Consider the following 17,109-nt stretch of genomic DNA (forward strand, 5'->3'; position numbering starts at 1 on the left):
CGTCCCCCGTCGCGCCGCTTCTAGTTCAACGACGCGGCCCGCGTGCCCGGGACGAGCAGCGACGCCTCGGGAGCGTCCGCGGGCACGAACGCCGGGTCCGAACCCTGGTCGAGCACGCGGTTGCGGTCGTCGACGAACACCACGCGCGGCTGGTAGGCCCGCGCCTCGGCGTCCTCCATCTGCCCGTAGGCGATGAGGATGACGAGGTCGCCGGGGTGGACCAGGTGGGCGGCGGCACCGTTGATGCCGATGACGCCCGACCCGGCCTCGCCCGGGATCACGTAGGTCTCCAGGCGCGCCCCGTTGGTCACGTCGACGATCGCGACCTGCTCGCCCTCGAGCAGGTCGGCCGCCGCCATGAGGTCGGTGTCGACGGTGACCGACCCGACGTAGTGGAGGTTCGCGTCGGTGACCGTCGCCCGGTGGATCTTGGACTTCAGCATCGTGCGCAGCATCAGACTCTCTCCGTCACCGAGACGTGGGCGTTGTCGATCAGGCGGGTGGCGCCCAGGCGGGCGGCGATCAGCAGGCGGGCGTCGCCGATCGAGGGCGCGGGCCCCAGCTCGGGGTCGCGGAGCTCGACGTAGTCGACCTCGAGGGCGGGCTCGGCGGAGAGGACCTCGCGGGCCGCCGCCACCACCGCGGCGGGCCCCTGCTCCCCCGCGTACTGGCCGGCGGAGAGGGCCGCCGAGATGGTGACGGCCTGCTCGCGCTGCTCGGGCGTCAGGTAGGCGTTGCGGCTGGAGCGCGCCATGCCGTCGCGCTCGCGCACCGTCGGGACGCCCACCACGTGCACGTCGACGTCGAGGTCGTGCACCATGCGCCGGATCAGCGTGAGCTGCTGGTAGTCCTTCTCGCCGAAGAACACCACGTCGGGGACGACGATCGCGAGGAGCTTGTTGACCACGGTCAGCATCCCGGCGAAGTGGCCGGGCCGGGCGGCGCCCTCGAGCTCGTCGCCGATGGGGCCGGGGTCGATCGAGGTCGCGAAGCCGGGCGGGTACATCGTGTCGACGTCGGGGGCGAACACCAGCTCGACGCCCTCCTCGCGGCACATCTCGAGGTCGGCCTCGAACGCGCGCGGGTAGCGGTCGAAGTCCTCGGTCGGCCCGAACTGGCGCGGGTTCACGAAGATCGAGACGACGGTGCTCGAGCCCGGGATGGAGCGGGCGCGGCGCATCAGCTCGCGGTGCCCGTCGTGCAGGGCGCCCATCGTCGGGACGAGCGTGACCCGCCGGCCGCCGCCGCGCATCGCCTTAGTGACGCGGCGCAGGGCGTTCGGGTCGGTGTGGACGGTCAGCCCGTCCTTGGTGTAGCCGGGCCGCTTGCGGCCCAGCAGGTCGTGCGTACGCAGGCTGGACGGGCGGGTCACGGCGTGTGCCTCTCGAGGACGTCACGGATGGCGGCGGAGTCGTCGGCGCCGAGCAGGCCCCCGGCGCGGGCGCGCTCGGCGGTGCGCAGGGCCAGCGCGCGGTACAGGGGGGCCGACGCGGGGGCGCGGGCGTCGAGGTGGCGCAGGTGGGTGGCGATCGTGCCGGCGTCGCCGCGCACCACCGGCCCGGTGAGCGCGCGGTCGCCGTGGCGCAGCGCGTTGTCCAGTGCGGCCGAGAGCAGCGGCGCGAGCACCCGCTCGGCCGGCTCGATGCCCGCGTCCGAGAGCAGGTCGGCGGCCTCCCGCACGAGGGTGACCAGGTGGTTCGCGCCGTGGGCGAGGGCCGCGTGGTAGATCGGGCGCAGGTCCTCGGCGATCCGCACGGGCTCGGCGCCGATCTCGACCACGAGCGCCTCGCCGACCAGCCAGGCCGCCTCGGCGTCGTCGTTCGTTGAGTCGGGCGCCGTGACCCCGACGCACGCGCCGGTGAGGCGGGTGACGTCCTCGGGCCGGCCGGTGATCGTCATGGCCGGGTGCAGCGCGATCGGCAGCACGTCGTGCTCCACCGCGGGGGCCAGGACACCGACCCCGTGCGAGCCGCAGGTGTGCACCAGGATCTGGCCCGGGCGCAGGCAGCCGGCGGCGGCGAGGCCCCGGACGAGGCCCGGCAGCACGTCGTCGGGGACGGCCAGCAGGGCGAGGTCGGCGCGGGCGACGACCTCGTCGGGCGGCAGGATCTCGGCGCCCGGCAGGAGGTTCTCCGCGCGGGCCCGGCTCGCGCGGGACACGGCGGAGGCCGCGACGACCCGGTGGCCGGCGGCCGCGAGCGCGGCACCCATCACGGCACCGACGCGGCCGGCGGAGACCACACCGACGTCGAGACGTGCGGGCCGGGGGCCGGCGTCACCCTGGCGGGAGCCGGCGTCGCCCTGTCGGGAGGCGGCGTCATTGCCGGAGGCGCTCACGGCACACCCCTGTCTGGTCGTCGTTCCCGTCCCGCGACGCGCGGGTACCGGACGATGCGACCGCGAGGGTAGACGCGCTCCAGGCCCGGGGTGGGCGGGGGTGATCGGCTTCACCGGGGGTCCCGGGCCCGGTCGTACGGGTCCGGTCACGGCCTGCGACGCCCGCTCCGCGGACGACCGCGGGAACCGGGTCCTCGGGACCCGGTTGCACCTCGGCAGCGGCCCGCCCGCCGTGAGCGCGGAGGCGGGGAGCCCCCTCGTCAGGCTCCGGGCGGACGCTGCTGCCAGGGCCCGGTGGGCGGGTGCTGCGCCGGCGGGCCCGAGGGCGGGAACGGGCGCGGGCCGTACTGCTGCGGCGGCGGGTCCTGCGCCCGGAACGGGGTCGAGGGCGGCGGACCGTACTGCTGGTTCGGCGGGAACGGCGGCGTCTGATGCTGGTGGGGCACGCCCGGAGCGTTGACCGCGGCCATGCGGGTGCGGACGACGTTGTCGAGGAGCTCGGCGTGCCACACCGGGTTCGGCGGGATCGCGCCCCGCTCCGCCCGGGCCCGCAGGAAGGCCAGCTCGGAGACGGCGTGCTGGTAGTGGACGACGGCCTCCGACGCGGACCTCCCGGCCGAGCGCCGGACGGCGGTGCGCCACCGGCGTCGTCCGGACATGCTGCCCAGCAGCGGGACCTCGCTCTCGGCGATCCACCCCGCGGCGGCGAAGCCCGGCATCTGCCGGGCCAGCACCGCGCGCTCGCGGCGCCGCTGCCAGACCACGAGGCCGAGCAGCGCGACGAACAGCGGGACCATGATCAGGACGTAGATGCCGAAGAACCCCGGCCCGAGCTGGGTGGCCGAGTTCCACAGCGCGTGCAGGACGACCGCGAGCACGTAGCCGAGCAGGATCGCGCCGACCCCGAGGGCCCGCGACCGGACGCTGGCCGCGATCCCGACGCCGATCCCCGTCATCGCCGTGAACAGCGGGTGGGCGAACGGGGAGAGCAGCCCGCGCAGGACGAACGTCACGACGATGCCCATGGCGGGCGACGTGCCCGCCTCGGTGAAGGCCCGCCCGAAGTAGATGATGTTCTCGGTGAACGCGAAGCCGGCGCCGACGAAGCCCGCGTAGACGACCCCGTCGACGATGCCGTCGAACTCGCGGCGGCGGAACAGCAGCAGCCCCACCACGAACGCGCCCTTGACGAACTCCTCGACCAGCGGCGCGGAGATCACGGCGCCGAACACGTCGCCCTGGCCCTGCCCGAGCAGCAGCTCGGCCGCGAGGACCGCGCTCGAGTTGATGATCAGCGCGACGAGCGCGGCGAACCCGGCGCCCCACAGGAACGCGGTGAGCAGCAGGCGGGGCGGCTCGGGCTCCCAGCGGTCGATCCAGGCGAAGGCGAGCAGCACCGGCCCCACCGGCAGCATCGCGCAGATCGCCCCGACGATCACGCCGCCGGGACCGATCTCGGTGCTCGCGAGGCCGACCGCGGCCAGGGCGCAGACGGCCAGCACGATCAGCCCGACGACGGGCCAGACGAGCGTCCGGCGCTGCTGGGGAGCGAGCCGGACCGGGGTGGCGATCACGCTGCCGCACCGTAGCGGCGGGGCGCGGTCACCACCGCGTGGACGGGGAGCGCGGCGGGCGCCGGCGGTCCTCGGCGGCGTGCGCCGCGAGCAGTTCGGCGACGGTGCGGCCCTCGGCGACCGAGCGCAGCGGCCGGCCGTCGCCCGGCAGCGACGGGTGGGAGGTCTCGTTGGGGCCCGGGCGGCGGGGGCCGGGGCGGCGGTAGCCGGGGTGCGGCGGCGGGGCGCCGCGGTCGTCGGGGGCGACGACGGCCAGCTGCGGCGGCACCGCGTGGGTCTCGGCGTTCTCCAGGTGGGTGCGCAGGCGCTCGATCTCCGCGCGCAGCCCCGCGATCTCGTCGCCGCGCGCCTCGGCGAGCTCCCGGCGGACCGACTGCTCGACGGTCAGCTCGTGCTCGCGCCGCGCGTCGATCTCCGCCTGGAGCTCCAGCTCGTAGGTGCGGCGCATCGACTCCATCTCGCGCTCCGCGGCGTCGGCTCCCCCACCGCTGCGCCGGGCGAGCGCGGCCACGGCCAGCAGCGCCGCCCACAGCCCGGCGACCACGCCGAGGCGCAGCAGCCGGCCGTCCTCGCTGACCACCACGAGGATCGCCGCGATCGCGGCCAGGACGCCCGTCGCCCCCAGGAGCACCCGGACGATCGGGTCGCCGGGGCGCCCCGAGCCGGTGGCGGGGACGGACGGGCGCGGAATCCGGCGTCGTCCGGCCCCGTCGGGGGATGCCATGGTCCCCGAGGGTACCCACCGGGTCCGCCCGGCCACGGCGCGGTCGGTCTACCGCCGCTCGTCCGGGACCCGCGCGTCGGGGTCCTCGGGCGTCCGGCAGCTCCACTCGAGCGCCAGCGCGGCCCCGACGAGCACCACGGAGCCGGCGATCCCGATCACGGCGGCCACGGTGTCCGACGCGGCCGCCGCCACCTCGGCCCGCCGCGGCAGCACGTGGGCGAGCACCCCGCACCAGGCCCCGCCGACCACCGCGCCCGCCATCGCGGACGCCTTCGCGAGGGCCACGGCCCGCGCGGCGGACAGCGCGTCGACCGGCCGGGCGCGGGGGCGCTGCCGGATCCGGCGGTAGAGCACGAAGGCGACGCCGCCCTCGACGAGCCCGAGGACCAGGAACGTCACCCCGGCCGGGACCGGCAGCGGCGGGATCGAGCCGTAGGCCAGGCCGAGGACGAGGTTGGTGGCGAGCCCGGCCGCGACGGCCAGGACGAGGAGCAGCGACGGGCTGGTGCGGGTGGTCACCGGGGACCGGACCCCTCGTCGGGGACCACCCCGGCCCGGTCGTCCGGCGGCAGGGCCGCGAGCAGGTCGGCGACCCGGCCGTGCCCGGGGACCTCGGCGTCGGGCTCGATTTCGGCCCACGGCACCAGCACGAAGGCCCGCTCCCCGAGCCGGGGGTGGGGCAGCAGGAGGCGGGGGTCGTGACTGGTGACGGGCCCGTCGGCACCGCGGACGACGAGCACGTCGACGTCGAGGGTGCGCGGGCCCCAGCGCACGGCGTCGTCGGACCGGTCGCGGTCGCGGTCGCGCTCCACGGCCTGGGCCCGGTCGAGCCAGTCGTCGGGCGCGGCCGCCGGGTCGTCCACCACGGCGACGAGGTTGAGGAAGTCGTCCTGGTCGACCCCGCCCCACGGCGGCGTGACGTAGACCGACGACACGGCGCGCAGCCACGGGGACAGGGACGCGAGCGCGGCCGAGAGGTGGGAGCGCCGGTCGCCGACGTTCGAGCCCAGCGAGAGCACGGCCGTCGTCATGCCCGTCTCCGTCCGGCGTGGTCGAGCTCCGCTCCGCTCCGTCTCCGGCGGATCCGCACCGCGACGTCGCCGAACGGCCGCTCGATCGGGGCCTGGGGCTTGTGCAGGACAACCTCGACCTCGGCGACCCGCGGGTCGTCGAGCACCACCTGCGCGACGTCGGCGGCCACGGCCTCGATCAGCGACCGCGGCGGCCCGGCCACCACGGCGGCGGCCGCCTCGGCGAGCGCGCCGTAGTCGACGGTGTCGGCGAGGTCGTCGCTCGCGCCCGCGGGGGCGAGGTCGACGTGGAGCACGAGGTCGAGCCGGAAGTCCTGGCCGTCGCGGCGCTCGTGGTCGAACACCCCGTGGTGGCCGCGGACCAGCAGCCCGCGGAGCTCGATGGTGTCGGAGCCCGTGGTCACGACAGCGGCGCCCGCGACGTGCCCCAGTGCCACGCGGCGGCGACCGCGACGGCGTCGAGCGAGGCGCCGACCTCGTGCACCCGCACGCCCCAGGCGCCGGCGTTCGCGGCGAGCGCCGACACCGCCGCCGTCGCGGCCTCGCGGCCGTCGGGCGGGCGGGGCGTGCCGTCGTCGTCGGCGAGCAGGGCGCCGAGGAACCGCTTGCGCGACGCGCCGACGAGCACCGGGAAGCCCAGCGAGGTGAAGACGTCGAGCTTGCGCAGGAGCTGCCAGTTGTGGGCGGCGGTCTTGGCGAACCCGAGACCGGGATCGACGACGAGCCGCTCCGGGTCGACCCCGGCGAGCACAGCCTTGTCGATCTGCTCGATCAGCTCGGCGAGGACCTCGCCGACCACGTCCTCGTAGCTCGCGAGGTTCTGCATCCGCGACGACGGCCCGCGCCAGTGCATCAGCACCCAGCCGGCCCCCGTCTCGGCGACCACGCGCGCCATGTGCGGGTCGGCGAGCCCGCCCGAGACGTCGTTGACCAGCTCCGCGCCCGCCTCGATCGCCTTCGTGGCGACCTCGGCGCGGGTGGTGTCGATGCTGACCCGCACGCCCCGGGAGGCGAGGTCGCCGATGACCGGCACCACGCGCTCGATCTCGGTGGCGGCGTCGATCCGCTCGGCGCCGGGGCGGGTGGACTCGCCCCCCACGTCGACGTAGGTCGCGCCGCGCTCGGCGAGGGCGACACCGTGCGCGACGGCGTCCTCGTACCGCAACCACCGGCCGCCGTCGGAGAACGAGTCGGGCGTGACGTTGAGGACGCCCATGACGAGGCAGTGGTTCGGGCGGACGAGCCCGCGGGGACGGGGGCCGGGTGCGGGGTCGGTCACCGGGGCGTCAGTGCCGGATCAGCCCGAGCGCCTCGGCCCGGGTGCTCGCGGAGGTCTTGAGGATGCCGCGGACCGCGGAGGTGGTGGTCCGCGACCCCGGCTTGCGGACGCCCCGCGCCGACATGCACTGGTGCTCGCAGTCGATCACCACCAGGACCCCGCGGGCCCCGAGGGTCTTGTCGAGCGCGTCGGCGACCTGGGTGGTGAGGCGTTCCTGCACCTGGGGCCGGCGCGCGTAGAGGTCGACCAGCCGGGCGAGCTTCGACAGACCGGTCACCCGCCCGTCGGTCCCGGGCAGGTAGGCGACGTGGGCGACCCCGTGGAAGGGGAGCAGGTGGTGCTCGCACATCGAGAACAGCGGGATGTCGCGCACGAGCACCAGCTCGTCGTGGTCCTCGCCGAAGGTGCGGCCCAGTACGTCGGCCGGGTCGGTCCACAGACCGGCGAACAGCTCCCGGTAGGACCGGGCGACCCGGGCGGGGGTGTCGCGCAGCCCCTCGCGGTCGGGGTCCTCCCCGATCCCGATGAGCAGTTCGCGCACCGCCGCCTCGACCCGCCCGGCGTCGAACGCCTCGAGGCGCTCGTCGCCGGCCCGGACGCCGTCGCGCTCGGTCTCCTGACTGGTCGTCACGTCTTCCTCGCCCCGTCTCTCGGGTGCGGTGCGGACCGCTCCCTCGTCGGGGGAGGGTGGCCGCCGCTGGTCAGCTCTCCGGACGGCCGTCGCCCCGACGGCCGTTCGGATCACCGTACGGGTTCGTCGAGGGCTCGTCGGGTGACGTGAACGACCCTCCGGAGCCGGTGCCGTCCTCGGGGGCGGCGTGCTGTCCCCCGCTGGGCGTCGCCGAGCCGGAGCCGTTCCAGCCCGACGGGGACGAGCCCGAGCCGTGCTGGCCGTAGGGCCGCGCGCCCGGGTCCCAGGAGGTCCCGCGCGGCGTGGTCCCGGGCGTCCAGTTGGGCGGGGCGCCGTAGTTCGGCGGCACCGCCGACGGCGGCTGCGAGGAGCCCCCGGTGCGGTACACGTCGGGGATGCCCCAGCCCTGAGTGCCCTGGCGCTGGGCCCCCTGGTCCTGGGCGCCCTGACCGGCCGAGGGGGTGCCCACCGGAGGCGTGGTCGGCGCGTTCCAGCCGTGGCCGTTCTGCCCCTGGCCGTTCGGCGCCTGGCCGTTCTGCGCCTGGCCGTTGGCGCCCTGGGTCTGGCCGTTCTGGGTCGCCGCGTGGCCGTTGGTGGCGCCCGCACCGACCCGGGCCGGCTCGCGCCGCTCGTCCTCGGGCGGCCACGGCTCGCCGCGCTCCGCCGCGACCTCGCGCCGGGTCTTGATCGGCGGCCGGTCGGACGGCGTGCGCTCCCCGAAGTCGTTGAACGCGGTGATGCGCGGGCGCTTGGTGACCGACGCGAAGATGCGCTCGAGGTCCTTGCGCTGCAGGGTCTCGTGCTCCATCAGCTCGCCGGTGAGCGCGTCGAGGGAGTCGCGGTGGACGCTGAGGATCTCCCACGCCTCGGTGTGCGCCGCCTCGATGAGCTTGCGCACCTCCTCGTCGATCTCGTGGGCGACCTCGAGCGAGTAGTCGTTCTGCTTGCCCGCGGTGCGGCCGAGGAAGGGCTCGCCGCCCTCCTGGCCGTACTTGACGGCGCCGAGCTTCGCGCTCATGCCGTACTCGGTGACCATCGCGCGGGCGATCTTCGTCGCCTGCTCGATGTCGGACGACGCGCCGGTGGTGGGCTCGTGGAAGACGAGCTCCTCGGCGGAGCGGCCGCCCATGGCGAACACCAGGCGGGCGATCATCTCGGAGCGCGTCATGAGCTCCTTGTCGTCCTCGGGGACGACGAGGGCGTGGCCGCCGGTGCGCCCGCGCGGCAGGATCGTCACCTTGTAGACCGGCTCGATGTCGGGCATCGCCCACGCTGCCAGCGCGTGGCCGGCCTCGTGGTACGCCGCGACCTTCTTCTCCTTCTCGGAGATGATGCGGCTCTTCCGGGCCGGGCCGCCGATGACGCGGTCGACCGACTCCTCGAGGTTCGCGGCGGTGATCTGCTGCTCGTTCAGGCGCGCGGTGAGCAGCGCGGCCTCGTTGAGCACGTTCGCGAGGTCGGCGCCGGAGAAGCCGACCGTGCGCTTGGCCAGACCGTCGAGGTCGGCGTCGGGCGCCAGGGGCTTGCTCTTCGAGTGCACCGCGAGGATCTGGCGCCGACCCGCGAGGTCGGGCGCCGTGACCGGGATCTGGCGGTCGAACCGGCCGGGGCGCAGCAGCGCCGGGTCGAGGATGTCGGGCCGGTTGGTCGCGGCGATGAGGATGATCCCGCCGCGGGCGTCGAAGCCGTCCATCTCGACGAGCAGCTGGTTCAGCGTCTGCTCGCGCTCGTCGTGCCCGCCGCCCATGCCGGCACCGCGGTGGCGGCCCACGGCGTCGATCTCGTCGACGAAGACGATGCAGGGCGAGTTCTGCTTGGCCTGCTCGAACAGGTCGCGCACCCGGGAGGCACCGACACCGACGAACATCTCGACGAAGTCGGACCCGGAGATCGTGTAGAAGGGCACCCCGGCCTCGCCGGCGACGGCGCGCGCGAGGAGCGTCTTGCCGGTACCGGGCGGGCCGTAGAGCAGGACGCCCTTCGGGATCTTCGCGCCCAGCGCCTGGTAACGCGTGGGGTTCTGGAGGAAGTCCTTGATCTCGTAGAGCTCTTCGACGGCCTCGTTGGCCCCCGCGACGTCACCGAACGTCGTCTTGGGCATGTCCTTGTTGAGCTGCTTGGCCTTGGACTTGCCGAAGGACAGGACGCGGTTGCCGCCGCCCTGCGAGTTCATCAGCCAGAACAGCAGCACCAGGACGAGCGCCAGCGGGATCAGGTAGATCAGCATCTGGCCCAGCAGCGACTCCTGCGTGACCTGGGTGTCGAACCCGTTGCGGGCAGGGTTCTGCCGCAGCTCGGTGAACACCTGGTCGCCCGCGGCGGCCGGGTACTGGGCGTAGATCTGCGTGGTGCGGGTGGGCGCTCCGGACGTCCCGTCGGCGGGCGGGACGTCGACGGGGTTCACCAGCGTCATCCGCAGACGCTGCTCCTTGTCCTCCAGCGTGACCTCCGCGACGTTGCGCGAGTCGATCTGCTGGAGGGCGAGGGAGGTGGAAGCCTGCGTGTAGCCGCGTGTGTCGCTGAAGAGCGACGACACGGCGAGATAGACGACGAAGAGCACCACGATCCAGATCAGTGGATTGCGGAGCAGGCGCTTGCGGTCCATGCGGTGGCGGCCGGTCCGGCCTCGACCCTCCCCGGGTTGACTGCTGCCGTCTCACGATCCAGGGAAGCCCTGATCTGCTCAATGTACCCCGGTCCACCGACAGGCGGCCGCGTGCGGCGGACGGCCGGGATCCCGGCCCACGTCCGCCCGCGGCGCCGCGGTCAGCGACGACGTGCGGTGCCGAAGAGCCCCCGGGTGATCTCCCGGCCGGCGGCGCTCGCCGCCGAGCGCAGGAACGACTTGAACACGGGGTTGGCCATGACCTTCTCGACGAGGCCCGGTCCCTCGTCCTGCTCCGGCGGCGGGGCCTGGGGCGGCGCGGCCTGGGGCGGCTGGTCCGCCGGCACCGGCTCGGCCGGGGTCTGCGGCGCCTGCGTCGCGCCGGTCCGGGCGGCCAGGCGCTCGTAGGCCGACTCGCGGTCGATCGTCCCGCCGTACTTCGCCCAGAGCGGCGACGCCTTGGCCGCCTCGGTGACGGCGGGCTCGCCGATCGCGGCCATCAGCGAGCGCGGGGCCCGCAGGCGCGTCCACGCCACCGGGGTCGGCGCGCCCCGCTCGGAGAGCACGGTCACCAGCGCCTCGCCGGTGCCGAGGGAGGTCAGGGCGGTCTCGACGTCGTAGACGGCCGACTTCGGGTAGGTCCGCGCCGTCCTCGTCAGGGCCTTCTGGTCGTCGGGGGTGAAGGCGCGCAGGGCGTGCTGCACCCGGGCGCCGAGCTGGGAGAGGACGTCGTTGGGGATGTCGGTGGGCAGCTGGGTGCAGAAGAACACCCCGACGCCCTTGGACCGGATGAGCTTCACGGTCTGCTCGATGCGGTCGAGGAACGCCTTCGACGCGTCGGCGAAGAGCAGGTGGGCCTCGTCGAAGAAGAAGACCAGCTTGGGCTTGTCGACGTCGCCGGCCTCGGGCAGCTCCTCGAAGAGCTCCGCGAGCAGCCACATGAGGAAGGTGGAGAACAGCGCGGGGTCGGCCTGCTGGTCGGCCAGCTCCAGCAGCGTGACCAGGCCCTGGCCGTCCTCGACCGTCAGCAGGTCGGACGGGTCGAACTCCGGCTCGCCGAAGAACTCGTCGCCGCCGCGGGCCTCCAGGTTGACCAGGGCCCGCAGGATCACCCCGGCCGTCGCCGCCGAGACGCCGCCGATGCCCTTGAGCTCGACCCGGCCCTCGTCGGAGAGCAGGTGCTGGATGACCGAGCGGAGGTCCTTCGTGTCGAGCAGGGCGAGCTGCTGCTGGTCGGCCCAGTGGAAGATCAGCCCGAGGGTCGACTCCTGCGTGGCGTTCAGCCCCAGGACCTTCGAGAGCAGGATCGGCCCGAAGGCGGTGATCGTCGCGCGCACGGGGACGCCGATGCCCGAGGCCCCCAGCGAGAGGAAGCGCACCGGGTAGGCGGTGGGCGTCCAGTCGTCGCCGGTCTCCGCGGAACGCTTGGTGACGCGGTCGCCCGGCTCACCGGCCCGTGCGAGCCCCGAGAGGTCGCCCTTGACGTCGGCGAGCATCACCGGGACACCCGCCGCGGAGCACTGCTCGGCGAGGTTCTGCAGCGTCTTGGTCTTGCCCGTCCCGGTGGCACCCGCGACGAGGCCGTGCCGGTTGAGCGTGGCGAAGGGGATGCGCACGCGGGCCGCGGGGTCGGCGGTGCCGTCGACCACCACCGCGCCCAGCTCCAGCGCGGCACCGTCCGTGGCGTACCCGGCGGCGATCTGGGTCGCGGCCTCGTTCCCGGTCACGGCGAGGACCCTAGCGGCCGGGCCGACCGCCCCAACGCCTTCCCACACCCCGCCGCGCGGCGGCGTCCCCGGCGCGCCGCGGGTCGCCGGATTCCCGCCGATCGGGGGACGCAGACGCCCGGGGTCGACCTCCGGCGACCGGGACGTCCCCGCCGTCCCCCACTCACGTCGCACCGGGAGCCGCTGCAGCCCACACGGGACGTGCCGTCGGTGACTGCCCGTCCGAATCCGTCACCCGCCCGGTCGAGGGCGGCGTCACCGCGGCACCAGGCCTGCCACTCTCTGCCCATGGCGCTCCCCGCCGCCCGACCCTGGGCCCCCGACGCAACGCTCGTGCTGGACCTCGCACTCGACGAGGCCGCCGGGCGCGACCACCGCTGGATCGGCACCGCACACCTGCTGCGGGCCGTCGTCCGGGCCGACGGCCCGCAGGCCGGCCTGCTCGCCGCGGCCGGTGTCACCGACCGCGGCAGCGACGTCGCGCTCACCCTCGCCGTCTGGACCGCGGCCGGCGAGCCCGACCCGTCCGGCCCGCCCGGGCCGCCGACCGCGAACGAGGCGGTGCACGAGGTCCTCGCGGCCGCCGTCGAGCACGCCGTGCAGGAGGGGCACGACACCGTCGGCGCGTCCGACCTGCTCGCCGCGCTCCTCGGTCGCCGCGAGGGTCAGGCCGCCGACATGCTCGTCACCCTCGGCGCCGACGCCCAGCGCCTGACCGACGCGCTCGCCGGCCTCGACGCCCTCACGGCTCCCTCCGTGCCCGAGGTCGCCTTCCGTCCCTCGCCCACCCGCCGCCTCGTGCCGCGGGACCCGGGCGGGCTGCTGTCCTCGGCGTGGCGGGACGTCGCGCGCTCGGCCTGATCCCCCGTCCGGAGGTCCCACGAGGGTGGATCGGGCCCGGCGCTGAGCTGATCGGCTCTTGATGTTGGGCCGGGTGTGGGATTTCTTCTGCGGACCCCGTCGACGACGGTGATAGGTCGTCGGCGGAGGGAGGCAGGAGGCGTGGGAGTCATCGCGCTCGGCGTCGTCCTGCTCGTCCTGGCCCCGACCGTCGTCGCCCTCGCGGTACGGCGGTACCGCGGCGGGCGGCACCGCGCCCCGGAGCCCCTGGCCGCCGTGGTGCTCGCCCGCACCTCGGTGGGCGCGGTCGCGATCGGCAGCACCGCCTCGGCCGTCGCGCTCGTCTCGCACGGCGTCCCCCTGGTGCGGACCGCTCCCGACTCCCTGCAGGCGGCCGCCCCGACGACGCAGGCGCCCTCGTCGTCGCGCGGCCCGGTGGGGCCGACGGCCGGCGTGGAGGCGCCGGGCACCCCCGCCCCGGCCGTCGCCGCCCCCGAGGCGCCCGCCTCGCTCTTCACCGCCTCGTCGGTCGACGTGCGGCGCCTCGCGGTCGACACCCTCGACCCGGCGCCGACGCCGGCCGTGGTGGTCCCCGCCCCGCCGGCGCTGCCGACCGTCCCGTCGGTGCCGGCGCCCCGGACGCCGCTGGTCGTGCCCCCGCCGCCCGACCCGACCACGGCCCCGTCCTCGACCCCGACCGGGCGGCCGACGCCCGACCCGGAGCCGACGACCACGCCCCGACCTTCTCCCGAGGCCCCGTCCACCGGCTCGACCCCGTCGACCACCCCCGCCCCGGACAGCTCCGACCGCCCCGACACCGGGAGCCCCGAGCCCACGACGGGCGGAGGCAAGGACGACAGCGACGGGAAGGACGGCTACGGCGACGGGAAGGACGGCGGCTCGAAGGACGGCGACGCCCCGACCACCGGGACGCCGCCGACCGGGTCCACCCCCTCCTCCGGGTCGGAGGACCCGTCGTCGGGCTTGGAGGACACGGACGACGGCGGACGCCACCGCGCCGACCGGTAGCCACCGGTGTGGGCTGCGCCCCGGTGAGCACTTCGGTGGGTCATGGCCCCCCGAAGTGCTCACGAGGGCGGAGCCCCCGTCAGCGTCCGGCGAGGTCCACGCGCGTCGCGATGACCTGGCCGCGCTGGTCGCGCTCGCCCGTGATCGTCACCTGCGTCCCCGCCCGGACCCCGACGAGGCCGGCGCCCTGCGGCACGGCGACGATCGTGCCGGGGGTGGTCTGCAGCGGCGTCAGCGTCCCGTCGGCCCCGCGGACGGTGAGGACCGGGAAGCCGCTCGGGGTGACGTCGACGGCCTCGACCACCCCGACGGTGGGCGGCACCGACCCCGGCCCGGTGGCGGGCGCGGTCGCCCGGCCGAGGAGCGCGCCGAGCCCGAAGAACACGACGGCGCCGAGGACGAGCAGCAGGATCCGCGTCGAGCGCGCCAGCCCGGGGCGGGCGAGCCGCTCGCGCAGCGGCACGTCGTCGGCGGGGCGGTCGAGCACGCCGACCGCGGTTCGGTCGTCGGAGTGCGAGTCCCAGCCCTGGCCGGGGCCGCCGTCGCGGTCGGACTCCGGCGCGAAGCGGGGCTGCGGGCTCGGCGACAGGATCGGGCCCGTCTCGGCCGGGTCCGTCTGCTCGACCGTCTCGGTCCGGGCGGGGTCGGTCCGGCCGTGGTCCGTCGCGGCGGGATCGGTCCGGGCGTGGTCCGTCCCGGCAGGATCGGGTTGGGAAGGGTCGGTCCGGGCGGGGTCCTTCGACTCCTCGGTCACGTGCGCACTCCTTGGGTTCACGGCGCTACTCACGACGCAGGGCCTCGATCGGGCGCAGCTTCGCCGCCCGCCGGGCCGGATAGCCGCCGAAGAACACCCCGATGGCGACCGACACGGCGACGGCCAGGACCACCGCCGAGGGCACGACGACCGGCTTGAACTCGCCGAGCGGGATCAGCGTCCCGGCCGCGCCCACGGCCACGCCGAGGATCCCGCCGAGCACCGAGAGGATCACCGACTCGACGAGGAACTGGCCGAGGATCGCCGACGGCGGCGCCCCCAGCGCCTTGCGGATCCCGATCTCGCGGGTCCGCTCGGTGACCGAGACCAGCATGATGTTGGTGATCCCGATGCCGCCGACCACCAGCGAGATCGCCGCGATGGCCGCGAGCAGCAGCGAGAACGCCGACAGGGTCTGGTCGAGCACCTGGGCCAGCTGCCGGGAGCTGATCACCTGGTAGTCGCGGTCGTCGGGGGTGGCGATGCTGTGCCGCCGGTCGAGGATCGAGTTGATCTCGGACTCGGCGGCGGCCTGGGCGTCGGTGGACCGGGCGCCGACGACGATCTGCGAGAGGTTGCCGTAGCCGGTCAGCGAGCTCTGCACCGCCGACACGGGCGCCAGCACGTTGGTGTCGGGGTTGGCGAGGCCGCCGCCCTGCCCGCGCGCCTCGAGCACGCCGATCACCTGGAACGGCACGTTGTCGAGCAGGATCTCCCGCCCCACCGGCACGGAGCCGACGCCGAACACGTCGTCGGCGACCGTCCGCCCGACCAGCACGACCTTCCGCGCGTCGTCCAGATCGGCCGCGTCGTAGGCCCGGCCGGCGGCGATCTTGGTGTTCGACCCGGGGAAGTAGTCGGGCGTCGAGCCGACCACCGTCGCGGTCGTCGAGCTGCGTCCCGACGACGCGGGGACCGAGGTCTGCACCACGGGCGCCACGAAGGCGACGTCGGGCGCGCCCTGCGGGTCGGCGATGGCGGCCGCGTCCTCGCTGGTCAGCGGGCGCGCCGAGGCCCCGGACGTGGAGCCGGCGGACCCGCCGGCGGCGCGCGGGATCACCGTGATGCTGTTCGCGCCGAGTCCCGTGATCTGGCCCTGGATGTACTGCGCGGCGCCGTTGCCGAGCGCCGTCAGCAGGATCACCGCCGCGATGCCGATGATGATCCCGAGCATCGTCAGCATCGAGCGGAGCCGGTTCGCGACGAGGCCCGCGACCGCGAACCGGACGATCTCCACGACGTTCACGACGAGGCCGGCCGGCTCACGACCGCGCCCCGCCGGGAGCCTTCCACCCGCTCGGTGAGCACCCCGTCCGTCACGACGACGACCCGGTCGGCCCGGGCCGCCACCTCGTCGTCGTGCGTGATCAGCACGATGGTGCGCCCGGCGCGGTGCAGCGCGTCGAACAGGCCGAGGACGTCGGTGGTGCTCGCGGAGTCGAGGTTGCCGGTGGGCTCGTCGGCGAGCAGCAGCGCCGGCGTGGTCACCAGCGCCCGGGCCACCGCGACACGCTGCTGCTGGCCGCCGGAGAGTTCGTTGGGGCGGTGGTCGTGCCGCCCGCCGAGCCCGACGAGCGCGAGCGCCGCCCGGGCCCGCTCGCGCCGCAGCCGCCGGGACACCCCGGCGTAGATCAGCGGCAGCTCGACGTTGGCCAGCGCCGTGGTGCGCGGGATCAGGTTGAACGACTGGAAGATGAAGCCGATCTGCCGGTTGCGCAGGATCGACTGCTGGCGCTCGTCGAGGTCGGCGACGTCGAGGCCCTCGAGGAGGTACTGCCCCGACGTGGGGGCGTCGAGGCAGCCGAGGATGTTGAGCAGGGTCGACTTCCCCGAGCCCGACTGCCCGATGACCGCGACGTACTCGCCCCGCTGCACGAGGAGGTCCACCTCGCGCAGCGCGTGCACGGCGGTCTCGCCCTCGCCGTAGACCTTCGACATGCCGCGCACGTCGAGGACCGGGGTGGTCACCCGCCGGACCCGGTGCGCTGACCCTGGGTGCTCGGCGGCGGACCACCCTGGCCGAACACGTTCGGGGTGTTGGGGTCGGGCAGCACCACGAGCTCGCCCAGCGACAGCCCCGAGGTCACCTGGGTGACGGTGTCGGAGGCGAGGCCGGTCCCGATCATCCGCTGCACGGTGGTGCCGTCGGCCGCGAGCACGTTGACGCTCGCCTGCCCGGAGTCGGGGCCGCCGATCGGGGTCACCGCGACCGAGGGCAGGAAGGTGACGTCGTTCGCCTGCCGCACCGTGATCGCGACGCTGGCCGACATCCCCGGGCGCAGACCCAACGGGGGCGGGGTCATGGCCACCGCCGTGCCGTACTGCACGGTCGACCCCGACCCCGGCAGGAGGTTCACCGTCGCGACCGCCCCGGGGATCTTGTCGCCGGGCAGCGCGTTGACCGAGACCTGCACCGGCTGGCCGCCGACGATCCGCCCGACGTCGAGCTCGGGGATCTGGGCGAGGACCTGCATCGAGGCGAGGTCGGCGATCGTCATGACGGCGGGTGCGGCCGGGGCCGCGGTCACGCTCGCCCCGCCCGTCCCGGCGCCGCCCGCGGCCGCCGCGCCGGCGGCGG

General features: G+C 75.2%; 18 protein-coding genes. 2 read left to right on the forward strand and 16 right to left on the reverse strand.

Annotated features, from left to right (window positions below):
* Positions 1–20: 20 nt before the first annotated feature.
* The 12 genes from panD to ACFPBZ_RS25850 all read right to left on the reverse strand — a co-directional run bounded on the left by panD (position 21) and on the right by ACFPBZ_RS25850 (position 11,908).
* Entirely contained in the window at positions 21–455 is a 435-nt protein-coding gene (gene panD, locus ACFPBZ_RS25795) for an aspartate 1-decarboxylase (RefSeq protein WP_378038978.1), read from the reverse strand.
* Positions 455–1,372, reverse strand: coding sequence for a pantoate--beta-alanine ligase (panC, locus tag ACFPBZ_RS25800; RefSeq protein ID WP_378038979.1), 918 nt, complete (start codon positions 1,370–1,372; stop codon positions 455–457). Before panC ends, panD begins: the two co-directional genes overlap by 1 nt.
* Positions 1,369–2,337: a Rossmann-like and DUF2520 domain-containing protein gene (locus ACFPBZ_RS25805; RefSeq protein WP_378038980.1), complete on the reverse strand. Its 969-nt coding sequence runs from the start codon at positions 2,335–2,337 to the stop codon at positions 1,369–1,371. Before ACFPBZ_RS25805 ends, panC begins: the two co-directional genes overlap by 4 nt.
* A gap of 260 nt (positions 2,338–2,597) precedes the next feature.
* Complete coding sequence (locus tag ACFPBZ_RS25810; protein ID WP_378038981.1) at positions 2,598–3,911, reverse strand: PrsW family glutamic-type intramembrane protease; 1,314 nt, start codon at positions 3,909–3,911, stop codon at positions 2,598–2,600.
* 28 nt (positions 3,912–3,939) lie between these two features.
* Positions 3,940–4,635, reverse strand: a complete 696-nt coding sequence (locus ACFPBZ_RS25815; protein ID WP_378038982.1) for a DUF6779 domain-containing protein — start codon at positions 4,633–4,635, stop codon at positions 3,940–3,942.
* Between the two features lie 48 nt (positions 4,636–4,683).
* The gene (locus ACFPBZ_RS25820) at positions 4,684–5,154 is read right to left on the reverse strand and encodes a DUF3180 domain-containing protein (protein WP_378038983.1); all 471 of its coding nucleotides are present in this window, start codon (positions 5,152–5,154) and stop codon (positions 4,684–4,686) included.
* Positions 5,151–5,666 carry a 2-amino-4-hydroxy-6-hydroxymethyldihydropteridine diphosphokinase gene (folK, locus tag ACFPBZ_RS25825; RefSeq protein WP_378038984.1) on the reverse strand — a complete coding sequence of 172 codons (516 nt, stop codon included), beginning with the start codon at positions 5,664–5,666 and terminating at the stop codon, positions 5,151–5,153. Before folK ends, ACFPBZ_RS25820 begins: the two co-directional genes overlap by 4 nt.
* Entirely contained in the window at positions 5,663–6,103 is a 441-nt protein-coding gene (folB, locus tag ACFPBZ_RS25830; RefSeq protein ID WP_378038985.1) for a dihydroneopterin aldolase, read from the reverse strand. Before folB ends, folK begins: the two co-directional genes overlap by 4 nt.
* Positions 6,067–6,882 carry a dihydropteroate synthase gene (gene folP / locus ACFPBZ_RS25835; protein WP_378038997.1) on the reverse strand — a complete coding sequence of 272 codons (816 nt, stop codon included), beginning with the start codon at positions 6,880–6,882 and terminating at the stop codon, positions 6,067–6,069. The genes folB and folP overlap by 37 nt, the downstream gene beginning before the upstream one ends.
* A 70-nt stretch (positions 6,883–6,952) precedes the next feature.
* Positions 6,953–7,576, reverse strand: coding sequence for a GTP cyclohydrolase I FolE (gene folE, locus ACFPBZ_RS25840; protein WP_378038986.1), 624 nt, complete (start codon positions 7,574–7,576; stop codon positions 6,953–6,955).
* A gap of 70 nt (positions 7,577–7,646) precedes the next feature.
* Positions 7,647–10,181: an ATP-dependent zinc metalloprotease FtsH gene (gene ftsH / locus ACFPBZ_RS25845; protein ID WP_378038987.1), complete on the reverse strand. Its 2,535-nt coding sequence runs from the start codon at positions 10,179–10,181 to the stop codon at positions 7,647–7,649.
* A 161-nt stretch (positions 10,182–10,342) separates the two neighbouring features.
* Positions 10,343–11,908: a helicase HerA-like domain-containing protein gene (locus ACFPBZ_RS25850; RefSeq protein ID WP_378038988.1), complete on the reverse strand. Its 1,566-nt coding sequence runs from the start codon at positions 11,906–11,908 to the stop codon at positions 10,343–10,345.
* A gap of 288 nt (positions 11,909–12,196) precedes the next feature.
* Between ACFPBZ_RS25850 and ACFPBZ_RS25855 the strand changes: the two genes are divergently transcribed.
* Both ACFPBZ_RS25855 and ACFPBZ_RS25860 read left to right on the forward strand, forming a co-directional pair.
* On the forward strand, positions 12,197–12,769 hold the full coding sequence (locus ACFPBZ_RS25855; RefSeq protein ID WP_378038989.1) for a Clp protease N-terminal domain-containing protein: 573 nt from the start codon (positions 12,197–12,199) through the stop codon (positions 12,767–12,769).
* A 141-nt stretch (positions 12,770–12,910) separates the two neighbouring features.
* Positions 12,911–13,777: a hypothetical protein gene (locus tag ACFPBZ_RS25860; protein ID WP_378038990.1), complete on the forward strand. Its 867-nt coding sequence runs from the start codon at positions 12,911–12,913 to the stop codon at positions 13,775–13,777.
* A gap of 79 nt (positions 13,778–13,856) precedes the next feature.
* Here ACFPBZ_RS25860 and ACFPBZ_RS25865 read toward each other — a convergent pair whose 3' ends face one another.
* From ACFPBZ_RS25865 to ACFPBZ_RS25880, 4 genes are all read right to left on the reverse strand, one after another.
* A complete protein-coding gene (locus ACFPBZ_RS25865) occupies positions 13,857–14,531 on the reverse strand; it encodes a hypothetical protein (protein ID WP_378038991.1) in 675 nt (224 codons plus the stop codon).
* A 25-nt stretch (positions 14,532–14,556) separates the two neighbouring features.
* Positions 14,557–15,768 (reverse strand): ABC transporter permease, encoded by a 1,212-nt coding sequence (locus tag ACFPBZ_RS25870; protein ID WP_378038992.1) that lies wholly within the window; start codon positions 15,766–15,768, stop codon positions 14,557–14,559.
* A 5-nt stretch (positions 15,769–15,773) separates the two neighbouring features.
* On the reverse strand, positions 15,774–16,469 hold the full coding sequence (locus tag ACFPBZ_RS25875; RefSeq protein ID WP_378038998.1) for an ABC transporter ATP-binding protein: 696 nt from the start codon (positions 16,467–16,469) through the stop codon (positions 15,774–15,776).
* Positions 16,470–16,495: 26 nt separating this feature from the next.
* Positions 16,496–17,109, reverse strand: a 614-nt coding sequence (locus tag ACFPBZ_RS25880) for an efflux RND transporter periplasmic adaptor subunit (protein WP_378038993.1), incomplete at its 5' end; no start/stop codon positions are given.

Source organism: Actinomycetospora atypica (genome assembly GCF_042653685.1).
GTDB classification, from domain to species: domain Bacteria; phylum Actinomycetota; class Actinomycetes; order Mycobacteriales; family Pseudonocardiaceae; genus Actinomycetospora; species Actinomycetospora atypica.